The 16,698-nt window shown below is 46.5% G+C and carries 14 protein-coding genes and 2 tRNA genes; all 16 read right to left on the bottom strand.

Annotated elements, in window-relative coordinates:
• The 16 genes from VBY75_RS04510 to ftsH all read right to left on the bottom strand — a co-directional run bounded on the left by VBY75_RS04510 (window position 1) and on the right by ftsH (window position 16,660).
• Window positions 1-1,116, bottom strand: a complete 1,116-nt coding sequence (locus tag VBY75_RS04510) for a peptidase (RefSeq protein WP_416511235.1) — start codon at window positions 1,114-1,116, stop codon at window positions 1-3.
• Between the two features lie 11 nt (window positions 1,117-1,127).
• A complete protein-coding gene (gene nlpI / locus VBY75_RS04515) occupies window positions 1,128-2,012 on the bottom strand; it encodes a lipoprotein NlpI (protein ID WP_416511237.1) in 885 nt (294 codons plus the stop codon).
• 124 nt (window positions 2,013-2,136) lie between these two features.
• Window positions 2,137-4,287, bottom strand: a complete 2,151-nt coding sequence (gene pnp, locus VBY75_RS04520) for a polyribonucleotide nucleotidyltransferase (RefSeq protein ID WP_199494427.1) — start codon at window positions 4,285-4,287, stop codon at window positions 2,137-2,139.
• 179 nt (window positions 4,288-4,466) lie between these two features.
• Entirely contained in the window at window positions 4,467-4,736 is a 270-nt protein-coding gene (gene rpsO / locus VBY75_RS04525; RefSeq protein WP_054487070.1) for a 30S ribosomal protein S15, read from the bottom strand.
• 96 nt (window positions 4,737-4,832) lie between these two features.
• A complete protein-coding gene (gene truB / locus VBY75_RS04530; protein WP_416511240.1) occupies window positions 4,833-5,765 on the bottom strand; it encodes a tRNA pseudouridine(55) synthase TruB in 933 nt (310 codons plus the stop codon).
• Window positions 5,765-6,151, bottom strand: a complete 387-nt coding sequence (gene rbfA, locus VBY75_RS04535) for a 30S ribosome-binding factor RbfA (RefSeq protein WP_054487065.1) — start codon at window positions 6,149-6,151, stop codon at window positions 5,765-5,767. Before rbfA ends, truB begins: the two co-directional genes overlap by 1 nt.
• An 18-nt stretch (window positions 6,152-6,169) precedes the next feature.
• A complete protein-coding gene (gene infB / locus VBY75_RS04540) occupies window positions 6,170-8,860 on the bottom strand; it encodes a translation initiation factor IF-2 (protein ID WP_054487063.1) in 2,691 nt (896 codons plus the stop codon).
• A 26-nt stretch (window positions 8,861-8,886) separates the two neighbouring features.
• Window positions 8,887-10,386: a transcription termination factor NusA gene (nusA, locus tag VBY75_RS04545; protein WP_199494425.1), complete on the bottom strand. Its 1,500-nt coding sequence runs from the start codon at window positions 10,384-10,386 to the stop codon at window positions 8,887-8,889.
• A 26-nt stretch (window positions 10,387-10,412) separates the two neighbouring features.
• The gene (gene rimP, locus VBY75_RS04550; protein WP_054487058.1) at window positions 10,413-10,871 is read right to left on the bottom strand and encodes a ribosome maturation factor RimP; all 459 of its coding nucleotides are present in this window, start codon (window positions 10,869-10,871) and stop codon (window positions 10,413-10,415) included.
• A 175-nt stretch (window positions 10,872-11,046) separates the two neighbouring features.
• Window positions 11,047-11,123, bottom strand: a tRNA-Met gene (locus VBY75_RS04555).
• A gap of 75 nt (window positions 11,124-11,198) precedes the next feature.
• Window positions 11,199-11,285, bottom strand: a tRNA-Leu gene (locus VBY75_RS04560).
• Window positions 11,286-11,292: 7 nt separating this feature from the next.
• Entirely contained in the window at window positions 11,293-11,634 is a 342-nt protein-coding gene (secG, locus tag VBY75_RS04565) for a preprotein translocase subunit SecG (RefSeq protein ID WP_054487056.1), read from the bottom strand.
• A 4-nt stretch (window positions 11,635-11,638) separates the two neighbouring features.
• Window positions 11,639-12,397 (bottom strand): triose-phosphate isomerase, encoded by a 759-nt coding sequence (tpiA, locus tag VBY75_RS04570; protein ID WP_416511244.1) that lies wholly within the window; start codon window positions 12,395-12,397, stop codon window positions 11,639-11,641.
• A gap of 87 nt (window positions 12,398-12,484) precedes the next feature.
• A complete protein-coding gene (gene glmM, locus VBY75_RS04575) occupies window positions 12,485-13,825 on the bottom strand; it encodes a phosphoglucosamine mutase (protein WP_054487051.1) in 1,341 nt (446 codons plus the stop codon).
• The gene (gene folP, locus VBY75_RS04580; RefSeq protein ID WP_224798024.1) at window positions 13,822-14,637 is read right to left on the bottom strand and encodes a dihydropteroate synthase; all 816 of its coding nucleotides are present in this window, start codon (window positions 14,635-14,637) and stop codon (window positions 13,822-13,824) included. Before folP ends, glmM begins: the two co-directional genes overlap by 4 nt.
• Before the next feature lie 76 nt (window positions 14,638-14,713).
• A complete protein-coding gene (gene ftsH, locus VBY75_RS04585) occupies window positions 14,714-16,660 on the bottom strand; it encodes an ATP-dependent zinc metalloprotease FtsH (RefSeq protein ID WP_054487048.1) in 1,947 nt (648 codons plus the stop codon).
• Window positions 16,661-16,698 lie beyond the last annotated feature (38 nt).

Raw genomic sequence — 16,698 nt, forward strand, 5'->3', positions numbered from 1 at the left:
TTATTGATGTTTCCGCAATAACTTCAAATAAAGCTCTGGCCATAGTCCGGTATTGTGCTGCTCCATCGCCGTTTTGACATTTACCGGACGCCAAGCTTGTTTATCACTAATAGCATTGCAGGTGTCAGCTCTAAAAAGTCCTATATCGCGACTTTCCGAGCTGCCCAGGCGCCACTTCTCCCCTTCTTTCTGGGCTATTTCTTTCCATGAAGGTATTTCACTTTTCCATGGTAAGTTGTCATAGATGTCCCGTATTTGGTCGCTGGAATAGTACTTAGCATGGCCGGAAACAATAATATTTAAACTTTCATGCTCATAATGGCCGTTGCAAAATTTCCGGGCCAGAGACTCCGACATGGCATACTCATCGGCAAAGCCCAGCCAATGCCCTAGCTCATGTTGAATAACTTTTTCTGAGCTATCGGGGGTCAATGTCAATGTTCGACTGTCCGCACTCGCAATCCCCTTATCCGCCAATATCACTATTCTGTCAGCCACTTTATCTGAACGACAACTTGCTCTACCGCGCTCATCACCAATAGTGCATGATAATTCCTCGTCCAGAGCCCAACCGATGCACCAGTTACTGGTCGTAAAAGGGGAGTTTTTTACGGCCGATAAAAAATCAAGGTAGCGCTTTTTTGCGCTTTGATTAGCCGCTATAACTTTAATACTTATATCGCAGTTATCATTTTTCTGGTAACGCTCAAGTAACGCAAACTTTTGCTTTAACCAGGCTTCATCGGCACTTTGCCAACGGTGCTGCCACTGTCCTATTGAAATGTTATTGTCTGTCAGTTCAGTCATTGCAACTTGCCGCTTAGCGGCGGGGTCACCAGCAGCGACAGCCAATTTTAACCAGTCGTCGTTAGCTTTAGGAAAAGCACGAATTAAGCTTTCGATGGCAGGAGAATACTTTTGTTTGGCAGAGCGCTGCCACCAGTAATGAGCGGCAGTGCGATTTTTGTCTTGCCAATAACGGTTAGCTAATTGATATTGCGCTTTCGCATTACCTTTATGCGCTGACCAGTTCAATGTTTGCTGTGAATTAAAGACTTGATGAGACCCACTACTTATAACCAAAAAAGCAGAAAGTACTAACAGCCGTCCTTTCATCAAATGGCTCTTTACCGGTTTAATAACGCGTGACGAATACGCGTTAACTCAACCGACGCATAACGGTGCTCAACAAACTCATAAACATTCGTCATTAAAGCCAGTTTAAAATAATTCATAGCTTCCAGCTGATCACCTTTTATCTGCATATACTTTCCCAAATAAAAGTAAGCTTCACATAAACGCTCTGTCAGTTTTTCAGAATCACCCAAGTTACGGGTCATACGTTCTAAAAAAGCCTCTTTAGAAAGCTTATCCGCATACAGTTGCGTAATCTGATAACCCCATTCGCTTTTATCAAGCTTTTCAGAATTTCCTTCCAGACTAATCTGCGCCTGTTCCGGATCATTTTCATATTCCGCTAAAAATAGCCAAATAACCCGGTAAGGGTCTTCCGGTTCTTTCTCCAAATGATACTCTAAGTCTTCCTGAGAAAGCTCGGTTCTTGCATCGTAGTACTCAGCTATTCCTCGATTCAAATAAGCGTAACGATGCTCGGGATCCAACTCAATTGCTGAGTCAAAAGCTTCATACGCATAATCGAATTCTTCTAACTGTGTGTATTGAATACCTAAAAAATTATAGGCATCCGCTAGTCTCGGGTTATATTCCAACGCACGAGTGAAATCCATTCTGGCCAGAGTTCTTAGTCCGACAGCATCGTATAGGGCGCCACGGCGATAATATAGCTCTGCTCGTTGTTCCTGGGTTAAATCCTCTCCCAACATCTGAGCAATACGCGCGAGCTCTATTTCATAACGAAATTCTGCGCGCTCAGGCTCTGCAAGCACAACATTGTCCGGCAATTGATTAACTGAATTTTGCGACGCACACCCGGTCAACGCTCCTAACAACAAAAGAGCTCCGATGAATGCACTACTTGTTCGCACCTGCATAATATTTCCTTTGAATAAACCTATAGCTCTATTACAGCACACTCGAAGCCAAACAGGCAAAAGACAGACATAAAAAAACCCCGTTTAAACGGGGTTTTTAACAAAGCTTAGAGAATCTTTACGATTATTCTTCGCTTTTGTTTTCTTCTTCAGCAGCTGGTTCTGCAGGAGCTTCAGTTGCTGGCTCTTCTTTTTTCTCAGCAGCTTCTTTCATGCTTAGACGGACACGACCCTGGCGATCAATTTCCAGTACTTTAACCGGAACGACATCACCAACTTTCAGGTATTCGTTTACGTCATTAACACGTTCTTCTGCAATTTGAGAAATATGAACTAAGCCGTCTTTCCCTGGTAACACAGTAACAAACGCACCGAAGTCTACGATACGCGCTACTTTACCCTGGTAAATTTTACCTACTTCAACATTAGCCGTTAACTGCTTGATTTTCTCAATAGCGGCGTCGGCATCTGCCTGGTCGCTTGCTGCAACTTTAATGGTACCGTCATCACCAATCTCAATGTTGGTATTGGTTGATTCGGTCAGCTCACGAATGACCGCCCCACCTTTACCGATAACGTCTTTGATCTTGTCCTGATCAATTTTGATAGTGGTAAAGCGAGGCGCATAAGTAGAAAGCTCTTCACGGTGACCGCCAATGGCTTCGTCCATCACTTTCAGAATGTGTAGGCGAGCTGATTTAGCCTGCGCTAATGCACTTTCCATGATGTCGCGAGTGATACCATCAATTTTAATGTCCATTTGCAACGCAGTAATACCATCGGTGTTACCGGCTACTTTAAAGTCCATATCACCTAAGTGATCTTCATCACCAAGGATATCGGAAAGAACAACGTGCTTGTCGCCTTCTTTAACCAAGCCCATAGCGATACCCGCTACAGAAGACTTAATTGGCACACCAGCGTCCATTAACGCCAATGAAGAACCACAAACTGAGGCCATTGAACTTGAACCGTTTGATTCGGTAATTTCTGAAACCACACGAATAGTGTAAGGGAATTCATCGTGGCTAGGCATAACTGCCTGAATACCACGTTTTGCCAAACGACCATGACCAATTTCACGACGTTTTGGCGATCCAACCATACCCGTTTCGCCAACACAGTATGGAGGGAAGTTATAATGCAGCATGAAGCGATTTGTGTTCATACCAGTCAGCTCGTCAATCATCTGAGCATCACGATCGGTACCTAAGGTAGCAGTTACCAACGCCTGAGTCTCACCACGGGTAAACAATGATGAACCGTGAGTACGCGGTAATACACCAGTAGCGACACTAATAGCACGAACCATGTCAGGGTCGCGGCCATCGATACGCTTTTCACCAGCAATAATACGGCTACGTACAATGTCACTTTCCAGGTCGTGGAAGATTTTGCCGGCTTCTTCTAAATCGACATTTTCATCTTCAGCAGTTAGCTTCTCGACCATCTGCTCTTTAACTTGGTCAAGCTTACCTTTACGTTCTGCTTTGTCGGTAGTGCGGTAGGCTTCGCCAATACCTTGCTCTGCCAATTCACGAACTTTGGTCTGCAAGCTTTCATCTTTTGCAGGAGCCTGCCAGTCCCACTTCTCTTTGCCTGCTTCTGCAGTAAATTCAGTAATGGCTTTAATAACGTCCTGCATTGCTTCGTGACCGTACATAACGGCACCAAGCATTTGGTCTTCAGACAGCAACTCAGCTTCTGATTCAACCATTAATACGGCTTTATCCGTACCCGCAACCACAAGATCCAGCTTGGAGTTTTCTAACTCGTCGGCGGTTGGGTTTAGTACGTATTCATCATTAACCACACCAACACGTGCTGCGCCAATTGGGCCTGCAAAAGGAGCACCAGAAATAGATAAAGCTGCTGACGCGCCAATTAAAGCGACGATATCAGGGTTAATCTGAGGGTTTACTGAAACAACAGTAGCAACAACCTGTACTTCGTTCATGAAGCCATCTGGAAATAATGGACGAATTGGTCGGTCAATTAAGCGGCTGGTTAACGTTTCGTTTTCGCTAGGACGCCCTTCACGCTTAAAGAAACCGCCAGGAATTTTACCGGCTGCGTAAGTCTTTTCTTGGTAATTGACTGTTAACGGGAAAAAGTTTTGCCCTTCACGTGCTTCTTTTTTGGCAACAACAGTGACTAAGACTGTTGTATCATCGATGCTGGCAAGTACAGAACCAGTCGCCTGACGTGCTATTACGCCAGTTTCTAATGTGACTGTATGCTGACCGTACTGAAATTGTTTAGTTATTGGATTCACGTTTCTTTCCTTTACCTTCAAAATATAGAGTATCCGGATTGATACTCGTCTTCTCTCTTTATTTATCTCGTCGCATAGTATAAGGGAATTGTGACAAAATTAAGACCCATAAGCCTAAAAAGAATACAAAAAAAGGGCCAAAAGGCCCTTTTTAAAAATTCTTTATGCGTTGGCGTGTCTTAGCGACGGATACCTAAACGCTCAACAAGTGCTACATAGCGTTTTTCGTCTTTACGCTTCAGGTAATCAAGAAGCTTACGACGACGGCTAACCATACGTAACAGACCACGACGTGAATGGTGATCTTTCTTATGTGATTTAAAGTGGTCTTGTAATTCAGCCAGGTTTTTTGTCAAAAGCGCAACCTGCACTTCAGGAGAACCCGTATCGTTCTCGCCTTGACCAAATTCTTTTACAATTTCAGCTTTCTGTTCAACAGTTAGTGACATGATAACTCCTAAGTTTGTCAAAATGATCGACGCCAATCACTAATTCAGCGTCGATATGAAGGCGGCGATTATACCCACCTAACAACACAAAAACAACTATAAATCAGCATACTCAAGAGCAATAACGCGACGCGGCCATAATTCCATATTTTTCACCCGGCCAACGCCTAAAAACTGAGACTGTTCATTAAGGACCCGCCACTCTTCGGCTTCATTTGCATCGCTTACCGGTAAAGGAATAGGCTGCCCATGAAGAAAGTCTCTGGTCTGTGTCTGAGTTACTGTAATCTTTGGCAGTTCGCCTAACAGCAGGTCAGCTGGTTGCAACAAATCATCCAGCGTAGACTGGCCCTGCGACGCCGCTTTTTCCAACTGCTCCGGCGTTACCATGGTCGATTCGTTAATATCGGCCACCGCATTACGATGCAAACTGGAAACGTGTGCGCCACACCCCAAAGCCTGACCCAAATCATCCACCAGCGTCCGAATGTACGTACCTTTGCTGCAACTGACTTGAAGAACGACCTTATTTCCCTCGACAGCCAACAACTCTATAGAGTGTATTGTAATTTCGCGTGTCTTTTTGGGAACCTCAATACCGCGCCGAGCGTAATAATACAGAGGCCGCCCTTCATGCTTTAACGCTGAATAAATAGAGGGTGATTGCGCTTGCTTACCAATAAAGTCCTGAATTACCTCGGCAATATGTTTAGCATCAACCGAAACCGGTTTTTCTTCAACAACTTCGCCTTCGGCGTCGCTCGTAGTCGTTCGGACGCCTAGCAAAGCTTCAACCCGATACGCTTTATCGGCATCAAGTAAGTACTGTGAGAACTTTGTCGCTTCTCCCAGGCAGATGGGCAGAATACCAGTGGCTAAAGGATCGAGGGCTCCGGTATGACCGGCTTTTTGTGCATTATACAGGCGCTTAACATGCTGCAGGGCATGGTTTGAACTCATGCCCTGCGGTTTATTCAATAAAACTACGCCCGTGACTGCACGGCCTTTGCGTAGACGAGCTTTAGACATTAATCGTCTCCGCTGTTTTCACTGCTTTTTTTATCTCGCTCGCGTGCTTCTGCAACCAGCTTACCCATGCGAATACCTTCATTTAACGAGGCATCGTGCTGGAATTTAAGTTGCGGAACTATGCGTGCCTTAATACGTTTACCTAACAAAGAACGAATAAAGCCAGATGCTTCATTCAGCACTTTTAACGCCTGCTTAACTTGTTCAGGGTCATCTTGAAAAAAGGTAACGAACACCTTGGCATAAGCTAAATCGCGAGAAACTTCCACATCGGATACTGTGACCATGCTAACGCGAGGATCTTTTATCTCGCGCTGCAGGATCATAGCGATTTCTCGTTGTAGCTGGTGCCGTACCCTTTCGGTACGGCTAAACTCTTGTGCCATAAATTACTGTGTCCTTGATTAAAGCGTACGTTCTATCTGGACTGTTTCGAAGACTTCAATTTGGTCGCCTTCTTTGACATCGTTGTAGTTCTTAACACCGATACCACATTCCATGCCGTTACGAACTTCCTGAACGTCATCTTTAAAGCGACGCAGTGATTCAAGCTCACCTTCGTAAATAACAACGTTGTCACGTAGTACGCGAATTGGTGCTGAACGTTTGACGATACCTTCAGTTACCATACAACCGGCAATTGCACCGATCTTAGGTGATTTGAAGACATCGCGAACTTCTGCCAGACCAATGATCTGTTGTTTGAACTCAGGCTGCAGCATACCGCTCATCGCTGCTTTAACTTCGTCAATCAAGTCGTAAATGACGCTGTAATAGCGCAAGTCTACACTTTCTTGCTCAACCAGTTTTCTAGCGGCCGCTTCGGCACGAACGTTAAAACCAACAACAATCGCATTCGATGCACTGGCCAGAGAAATATCGGTTTCAGTGATACCACCAACACCGCTACCAATGATGTTCACTTTCACTTCATCAGTCGACAGCTTAGTCAGAGCATCAGAAATCGCTTCCAATGAGCCTTGTACGTCTGACTTCAGGACAATGTTCAGTTCAGCAACGTCACCTTCAGCCATGTCCGCAAACATGTTTTCCAGTTTCGCTTTTTGCTGTTTCGCTAATTTCACATCACGGTATTTACCCTGACGGTAGTTAGCTACTTCACGTGCTTTACGCTCGTCCTTAACAACCGTTGCTTCGTCACCTGCCTGAGGAACACCGGACAAGCCAAGTATTTCTACAGGAATTGAAGGACCGGCCTCTTTAATTTCTTTACCGGTTTCGTCACGCATGGCACGAATACGTCCGTACTCAAGGCCACAAAGAACAACGTCACCTTGCTTCAACAAGCCGCGCTGAACAAGAACCGTCGCTACTGGTCCACGACCACGGTCCAGACGTGATTCAACCACGATACCTGAGGCCATGCCGGTTTTTTCTGCGCGTAAATCCAGTACTTCAGATTGCAACAGAATTGCTTCTAACAGCTCGTCAATGCCTTCACCGGTGTGAGCTGACAGCGGAATAAACTGCACGTCACCACCCCAGTCTTCCGGAATGACTTCCAGCTGAGACAGTTCGTTTTTCACACGATCCGGATCTGCGCCTTCTTTATCCATTTTGTTTACAGCGACCACCAGAGGTACGCCAGCTGCTTTCGCGTGCTGAACCGCTTCTTTGGTCTGTGGCATAACGCCGTCGTCCGCTGCAACAACCAAAATAACAACATCGGTTGCGCCGGCACCACGTGCACGCATCGAGGTAAAGGCCGCGTGTCCCGGAGTATCAAGGAAGGTTACCATTCCGTGACCGGTTTCTACGTGGTATGCACCAATATGCTGGGTAATACCACCCGCTTCGCCGGATGCGACTTTCGCTTTACGAATGTAATCCAGTAACGACGTCTTACCGTGGTCTACGTGACCCATAACCGTTACAACCGGAGCACGAGGTGCTTCTTCACCACCTTCATGGCGGTCAGAAAGCACTTCCTCTTCCAACGCATTGTCTTTGACAAGCGCGGGCTTGTGTCCAAGCTCTTCAACAACTAAGGCTGCTGTATCCTGGTCAAGAATTTGGTTAATCGTAACCATCTCGCCCATTTTCATCATGGTCTTGATGAGCTCACTGGCTTTAATTGCCATACGGTTAGCCAGTTCGCCAACAGTAATGGTTTCGCCAATTTTTACATCACGCTCGACCGGCTGCGCTGGCTTATTAAAGCCCTGTTGCAGTGATGAACCACGACGAGCACCTTTACGACGCTTCTCGCGACGCGGCGTTTCATCACTTTCTTCATCTTTGCGACGACGTTTTTTGCCGCGCTTGCGACTTTTACGTTCTTCGTCGAAGTCCTGAGCGTCTTCAGCTTCCTGAGCTGTAGAAGACGTTGTAAAGTGCACATCTTCCTGCTCTTGCTGCTTACGTTTCTGCTCTTCTTCTTCCCAGCGTTTTGCATTCTCTTCAGCTAGTTTACGAGCTTCTTCCGCTTGCGCTTCCGCTTCTTTTTCGGCCTTTTTACGGGCTTCTTCTTCCTGCTGACGCTTCAGTTTTTCGGCTTCTGCTTTCGCTTTGTCTGCCGCTTCACGTTCTTCAGGTGTCATCGCTGCACGTTTCTCAGCTTCCGCCTTTTGACGTGCCTTCTCTTTTTCTTTACGCAGTTTCTCTTTTTCAGCTTTTTCTTTCTCAGCTTTTTCGCGCTCTACTTTAGCTTTCGCTTCAGCTTCTTTGCGCTGCTTCTCTTCTTCGCGTTTTTGCTCTTCTTCGCGAAGTTTAGCTTCTTCTGCTTCTTTTTCTTTGGCTAAGCGTTCTTGCTCTTCACGTTCCTGCTCTTCACTCGCCGAACGTTTGACATAAGTGCGTTTTTTGCGCACTTCTACCTGAACGGATTTAGAATCTCTTCCGCCGCCAACACTTAACGTACTTTTCGTTTTACGCTTTAAAGTCATTTTGCTGGGTTCAGAGCTGCCGCCACCGCCATGCTGACGGTTCAAGTGAGCCAGTAATTTCTGTTTTTCATCTTCATTAACAGAATCACCCGCTTTCTTGGTCATGCCCGCTTCAGCGAACTGCTGAACCAGACGATCAACTGTTGTACCGACATCTTTGGCCAGCTTATCGAGCGTTACTTCTTCCATAGTCTGTTGTACCTCCGCTGATCGTTCTACTGTTCTTCATTGAACCAGCAAATATTGCGGGCTTTCATAATTAAATCGCCAGCCTGCTGTTCATTTAATTCTTCAATATCGGCTAAGTCGTCAACGCCCTGTTCCGCTAACTCTTCCAGACTGGTCACACCCTTGCTGGCTAACACATAGGCCAGGTGGCGATCCATTCCTTCAAGATTCAACAGCGTTTCATCTGGTTCAGCCGATTCCAGAGATTCTTCTGTAGCTAAAGCTTTGGTCGTTAAATAAGCACGCGCTCTGCTACGTAATTCTTCTACGATATCTTCGTCCATTCCTTCAATATCAAGGAACTCCGCGACCGGAACATAAGCCACTTCTTCTAACGAAGAAAAGCCTTCGTCAACAAGCACGGTTGCAAAGTCTTCGTCAATATCTAAGGTTGAAACAAACAAGTTCAATAAACGCTGAGCTTCTGCTTCGTTTTTCTCATTGAACTCGTCTTCTGTCATGACATTCAATGTCCAGCCAGTTAACTGACTGGCCAGGCGAACGTTCTGTCCACCTTTACCGATTGCCTGCGCCAGGTTATCAGCCGCTACGGCGATATCCATTGTGTGCGCGTCTTCGTCAACGACAATAGAAGCAACTTCTGCAGGAGCCATTGCGTTAATTACAAACTGTGCCGGGTTGTCGTCCCAAAGCACGATATCCACACGCTCACCGCCCAGCTCGCCGGAAACAGCCTGCACACGCGCACCGCGCATACCGACACAAGCGCCAACCGGATCGATGCGTTTATCATTGCTCTTCACTGCAATTTTAGCACGAGAACCCGGATCGCGGGCAGCGCCACGCAACTCAATCATTTCTTCGCCAATTTCCGGTACTTCGATACGGAAAAGTTCCAACAAGAAATTAGGGTTGGTTCTGCTAACGAATAACTGTGCACCACGAGCCTCGGGACGCACGTCATAAAGCAAGCCACGAATTCGGTCACCGGGGCGTACCGACTCACGCGGTAACATTTCATCACGGTAAATAATAGCTTCAGCATTATTACCTAAGTCGAGGATAACGTGCTCACGGTTTGCTCGCTTAACGATACCGCTAACCATTTCGCCCACTTGATCGCGATATTCATCCACGACTTGTGCGCGCTCTGCTTCGCGTACTTTCTGTACAATAACCTGTTTAGCGGTTTGTGTCGTAATACGGTCAAACTGAATTGAGTCAATTTGCTCTTCTACGTAGTCCCCAGCTTGAACCGACGGGTCTTCATATTGCGCTGCTGACAAGCTAATTTCACGGTAAGGGTGTTCTAACCCTGTGTCCGTGTCTTCAACAACTAACCAACGGCGAAAGGTATCGAACTCGCCAGTATTGCGATCGATATCGATACGAACCTCAATATCACCGTCGTATTTTTTCTTGGTCGCATGAGCCAATGCTGACTCTAAAGCTTCAAATATTTTTTCGCGTGGTACCGCTTTTTCGTTTGAAACCGCTTCTGCGACTAACAGTATTTCTTTACTCATGAGTGCTGCCTCGCCAACGCAATCTTTTAATCAAATGTTGGAACCAGGTGAGCGTTTTTCACATCACGCATATTCACCTGAAGAGTATCGTTATCTACGGAAAGGGTCAGTTCTTCCCCCTCAACCGCTATCAATTTCGCTTTGAACTTCCTTTTGTTCTTCTGTGCCGCTACTAACTCAAAAGCAACGGTTTCATTCACGTAAGGCTGCATTTGTTCGGCATTAAAAAACGGTCTTTCCATTCCCGGAGAGGACACTTCCAGGTTGTATTCAACGTTAATCGGGTCTTCTACATCTAATAGGGAACTGACCTGATAACTGACATCCGCACAGTTGTCCACACTAATTCCTTCCGGATGATCAATGTACACTCGTAACGTCGAAAACTTACCGGCGCGGACAAACTCCACACCCCATAATTCGAAATCCAGAGCTTCTACTGCTGGCCGAATCATATCGGTTAACCGTTCTTGCAAATTTGCCAATTACTGCCTCCTGAAACAAAAAAAGGGCGCAAGCGCCCAGTGTTCTGGCTATCCTAAGATAGCTAAGGCCGCATAGCAAAAAGCCCCGAGCTGCTGCGGGGCTTTCTGAACACTGGACCCTTTGTCAGTTATTTTAGCAAAAGCGCCGACTAATGCGAAACGCTGCTACTAAAATTGGTTGCGGGGGCAGGATTTGAACCTACGACCTTCGGGTTATGAGCCCGACGAGCTACCAGACTGCTCCACCCCGCGTCCGAAACTTGTTGCACATTATACGTATTTTTCGTTTATTTTCAACCTCTGACGCAACAATCAGAGGGCTAATTTTGGTGCAGAAGGCGGGACTTGAACCCGCACGCCCGTAAGAGCACTACCCCCTCAAGGTAGCGTGTCTACCAATTCCACCACTTCTGCAAAATTTTTAGTCGATTGGCGGTACGTCAGATTCAGGATCTGATTCGTCTTCCGCTGGAGGCAACTGTTGCTCTTCTTCAGGTACTGACAAGTCCGAGAAGTCTGTTGAGCTTTCGTCCGTAGAGGTCGATAAGTTACCCAACACCAAACTCAGAATAAAAAAGACTACCGCCAACCCTGCCGTAGCGCGTGTCAGAAAGTTTCCTGAACCTGAAGAGCCGAAAACAGTGTTCGATGCGCCTGCACCGAAAGATGCGCCCATACCTGCGCCTTTGCCTTGTTGTAGCATAATGAAGCCAATTAAGACTAAAGCAACAACGAGAAATGCAATCATTAAAATTTCGTACATAATTTTACCCTTGAGCAGCCTGGCAGATAGCAACAAAGTCTGATTCTTTCAAACTCGCCCCACCTATCAAACCACCATCAATGTCTTTTTGCGCAAATAATTCGGCAGCGTTATCAGCTTTAACTGAGCCACCGTACAATAACGGCATTTTCTCACCAATCGCGCCAAATTGCTCTACCAGTAACGTTCTTAGTTTTGCATGAACGTCCTGTGCTTGTTCCGGTGATGCTGTTTCTCCGGTACCGATTGCCCAAACTGGCTCGTAGGCCAAAACAACTTTCCCGGCTTTTTCTTTAGGAAGGTTTGCCAACGCAGCTTTCGCTTGTTCTGCTACAACCTTCCAGGTATTCCCCTCATCGCGCTGAGCTTTATTTTCGCCAACACAAATTACTGCTGTCATACCTGCATTGACGGTCGCCAGTGCTTTCTCGTTTACCTTGTCGTCCGTTTCTGCAAACAATTGACGACGTTCTGAATGCCCGACGAGCACGTAGCTAACCCCAAACTCTTGCAGTTGAGTTGTCGAGGTTTCGCCTGTATAGGCTCCACTGGCATGTTCAGAAACATTCTGTGCACCAATGGCAATGTCATCATAATAACATTGACTTGCCAACTCACTGATAAGGGTAAACGGAGGACAGACTACGATCTTAACCTTCTGAAGCTGGCTAAGTTTCTCTCGCAACGCCACCGACATCGTTTTCGTTAGCTCGCGATTTCCGTTCATTTTCCAATTTGCAATCACTAGTGATGCATTAGACATAGTTTGTCCTCTACTTCATAGCGCGGGAATAGTAGCGAAACACTCGCCAACTTACAAGCGAGATTTTCATCGCTGCCCGCTAACTGTTTAATTTGTAGCCGCTTCAACTTCGTTCGCTATTTGTTGAGCAAAGGCTTTTACCTTAGCTTCGTTTTCGCCTTCAACCATTACCCGAATTAAAGGCTCAGTGCCCGACTTCCGTAAAAGTACCCGACCACTGCCCGACAGCGCTTTTTCAACTTCTCGTACCGCACTTTTAACATTCGCCGATTCTAAAGGCTGCTTATCGCTGTCAAAGCGGACATTGATAAGAATTTGTGGCAACTTATGAAAATCGCAGCTTAATTTTTCCAGGGACTTTTGTTCCTGATACATAGCTGCCAGTACCTGCAGTCCGGCAACAATACCATCACCGGTAGTGTGGTGCTGACGGTTAATCACATGGCCCGAATTTTCACCGCCAAGGTACCAGTCTCGCTTAACCAGTTCTTCGATAACATAGCGATCACCGACTTTTGCCCGGACAAAGGGAATACGTCTTTTATCGAGTTCTTTTTCCAGGGCAAAGTTTGTCATTAGTGTGCCGACAACACCTCCTTGTAACTGCCCCTGATTCTGTGCAGTCACAGCCAGCATATAAAGGATTTCATCACCGTCAATTGGGCGACCATTTTCCGTCACCATCATGATCCTGTCACCATCACCGTCCAGAGCTATGCCTAAATCCGCTTTAGTCTCCAGTACCTTTTTCTGTAATGCCTCCAGGTGAGTTGCGCCGCATTCTTTATTGATGTTAAGGCCATTAGGCTGAGTACCAATTTCAGTCACTTCAGCACCAAGTTCACGAAGCACATTAGGCGCTATGTGATAGGTCGCACCATGCGCGCAATCGACGACAATGTGTAACCCTTCCAGAGTCATTTCGTTAGGGAAAACACTTTTACAGAACTCGATATAGCGACCAGCGGCATCATTTATTCGCTTAGCACGACCCAGCTCTTCTGAAATCACACAATCCATTGGCTCATCTAACAGACGTTCAATTTCCAGCTCTACGGCATCTGGAAGTTTGTGTCCGTTGTCAGCAAAAAACTTTATGCCGTTATCGTAATACGGATTATGCGATGCGCTAATAACAATACCGGCCGCGGCTCTGAATGTCCGTGTCAGATACGCAATGCCGGGAGTGGGCATAGGGCCTAAGAAATCCACACCGACACCGGCTGCAGCCAGTCCGGCCTCCAAAGCTGACTCCAGCATATAACCGGAAACCCGGGTATCTTTACCAACCAATACGCGGCTGGTACCTTTTGCAGCCAGCACTCGGCCAGCAGCCCAGCCAAGCTTTACGGCAAACTCAGGGGTTATCGGGAACTGCCCGACTCGTCCGCGCACGCCATCGGTGCCAAAATATTTACGCTCACTCAAAGGTGCTCTCCTTCTAAAGTTGCTGCAACCACTTTCATTGCATCAACTGTCTCCTTAACATCATGAACGCGAATTATACGTGCTCCTTTCATAGCTGCAATGGTTGCAGCAGCTAAACTGCCGGCTAATCTGTCTTTAACTTCACGTCCCGTAACGTGGCCAATCATGCTTTTTCGCGACACTCCGACTAACAAGGGTAACTGTAATTCGTGAAACGCCTGTAGCCTTTGTAGCAACTGGTAATTATGTCGTTGAGACTTGCCGAACCCAAAACCAGGATCCAACCAAATTCGCTCTCTGCCAATACCTGCTTGCTCACAGGCAATAATACGCTCTTGTAAAAAAGCCTTAACGTCACAGACAACATCGTCGTAGTCTGGGTTGTGCTGCATGCTTCTAGGCTCTCCCTGCATATGCATTAAGCAAACTCTTGCAGAGGTTGATGCCAAAGCTTTCAGGGCGCCCTCTTCTCGTAATGCGTTTACGTCATTAATGATATTTGCACCGACCTTTATAGACTCAGTCATAACAACCGGTTTAGTGGTATCGACAGAAATTGATACATCAAAACGTTGTCGTACCGCTTCGACTAGAGGAATGACTCTATCGAGCTCTTCTTGTTCCAGGACAGCTAATGAGCCGGGCCGAGTTGACTCCCCACCAATGTCTATCATATCAGCACCATCACTTATCAGCTGCGCCACGTGATCAATCGCATCATTTAAGCGATTGTATTCACCTCCGTCTGAAAATGAGTCCGGCGTAACATTAACAATACCCATAACTTGCAAAGGGTTGGGGTTTTTAGGCATAACTCGGCTCCGCTAATTGCTGTTTCTTATTCTTACAAAAAAGCCACCTCTCGGTGGCTTTTAAAAAGAGTCAACTTTAAGAAGTTGCATCCCCGGGCTTGTCGACATTGATGGGTCGTTCAGGACGCTCTTCGGTCTCATCTGCCTTGGCAGCACCGCCATCCGAACCATTACCACCACTGTCTCTGTCATCCCAGTCTTTCGGCTGACGAACATCTCGGCGATTCATCAAGTCATCAATTTGGTCGGCATCGATAGTTTCATACCGAACCAACGCATCTTTCATTGAATGAAGGATATCGACGTTCTCTTCCAACAGTTTTTTCGCCCGTTGATAGTTACGATCAATAACCGACTTCACTTCTTCGTCAATAGCCCGTGCAGTGTCATCAGACATATGCTTATGCTGAGTTACTGAACGCCCAAGGAAGACTTCATTTTCATCTTCAGCGTAAAGTAATGGTCCCATCTTTTCAGACAAGCCCCACTGAGTGACCATTTTGCGAGCAATTTCTGTTGCACGCTCAATGTCATTTGACGCGCCGGTAGTGACTTTCTCGTCACCAAAGATAATTGCTTCAGCCAGGCGACCACCAAACAAGCTAGAAATCATGCTTTCAAGATGTTGCTTACTGTGGCTCACTCTATCCTGCTCTGGTAAGTACATAGTGACACCCAATGCACGACCGCGCGGAATAATAGAGACCTTATAGACAGGGTCATGCTCTGGTACCAGACGACCCACAATAGCGTGACCAGCTTCATGATAAGCCGTCATGGCTTTCTCATCGTCCGTCATAACCATTGAGCGGCGCTCAGCACCCATCATGATTTTGTCTTTAGCTTTGTCAAACTCTTCCATTGAAACAACACGTCTGTCGCCACGCGCGGCAAACAATGCGGCTTCGTTGACTAAGTTCGCTAAATCGGCCCCGGAAAATCCTGGCGTCCCACGAGCAATCAACTCTGGCTTAACGTCGTCACCAAGAGGAACTTTGCGCATGTGCACTTTCAGAATTTGTTCACGACCGCGTACGTCTGGCAAACCAACAACAACCTGACGGTCAAAACGTCCCGGACGCAACAGTGCAGGGTCTAATACATCTGGACGGTTAGTTGCAGCGATAACAATAATGCCTTCGTTGCCTTCAAAGCCATCCATTTCAACCAGCATTTGGTTCAGTGTTTGTTCACGTTCATCGTGTCCACCACCAAGCCCGGCACCACGTTGGCGACCTACGGCGTCAAGTTCATCAATAAAGATGATACAAGGAGCCGACTTTTTAGCTTGTTCAAACATATCACGAACACGAGAAGCACCAACACCAACAAACATCTCAACGAAGTCAGAACCAGAGATACTAAAGAACGGCACTTTTGCTTCACCGGAAATGGCTTTAGCTAATAACGTTTTACCGGTTCCCGGAGGACCAACCATAAGCACGCCTTTAGGAATTTTTCCGCCCAAACGCTGGAACTTAGAAGGGTCTTTCAGGTAATCAACTAATTCTGACACTTCTTCTTTAGCTTCATCGCAACCAGCAACATCTTTAAATGTTGTTTTTGATTGCTCTTCGTTCATGAGCTTCGCTTTACTCTTACCGAACGACATGGCGCCACGACCACCGCCGCCTTGCATTTGACGCATGAAGAATATCCATACACCAATAAGCAACAGCATTGGGAACCACGAGATAAAGATTGACGCAAGAATACTCTGCTCTTCAGGTGGGGTACCCTGAGTTTCTACATCGTTTGCCAACAAGTCATCCAAAATTTTCGGGTCATACTGAGTTGGCACAACTGTTTTATAAGATTGACCATTGCGAGTCATACCTGAAATAGTGCGTCCATCATCACCAAATTCAGCACGACGGATATTGCCATTGTTAACCTGAGACACAAATTCATTGTATGTCATGGTCGCCGATGTCGTTCCGCTCGGACTGAAGCTCTGAAAAACGCTCATCAGTACGACGGCTATCACAAGCCACAAGATGAGATTCTTTGCCATATCGCTCAAAGCCTATTACCTCTATTAAAAATCAACTACCCAACAGG

It is taken from the genome of Idiomarina sp. HB (assembly GCF_048059115.1).
Taxonomy (GTDB): domain Bacteria; phylum Pseudomonadota; class Gammaproteobacteria; order Enterobacterales; family Alteromonadaceae; genus Idiomarina; species Idiomarina abyssalis.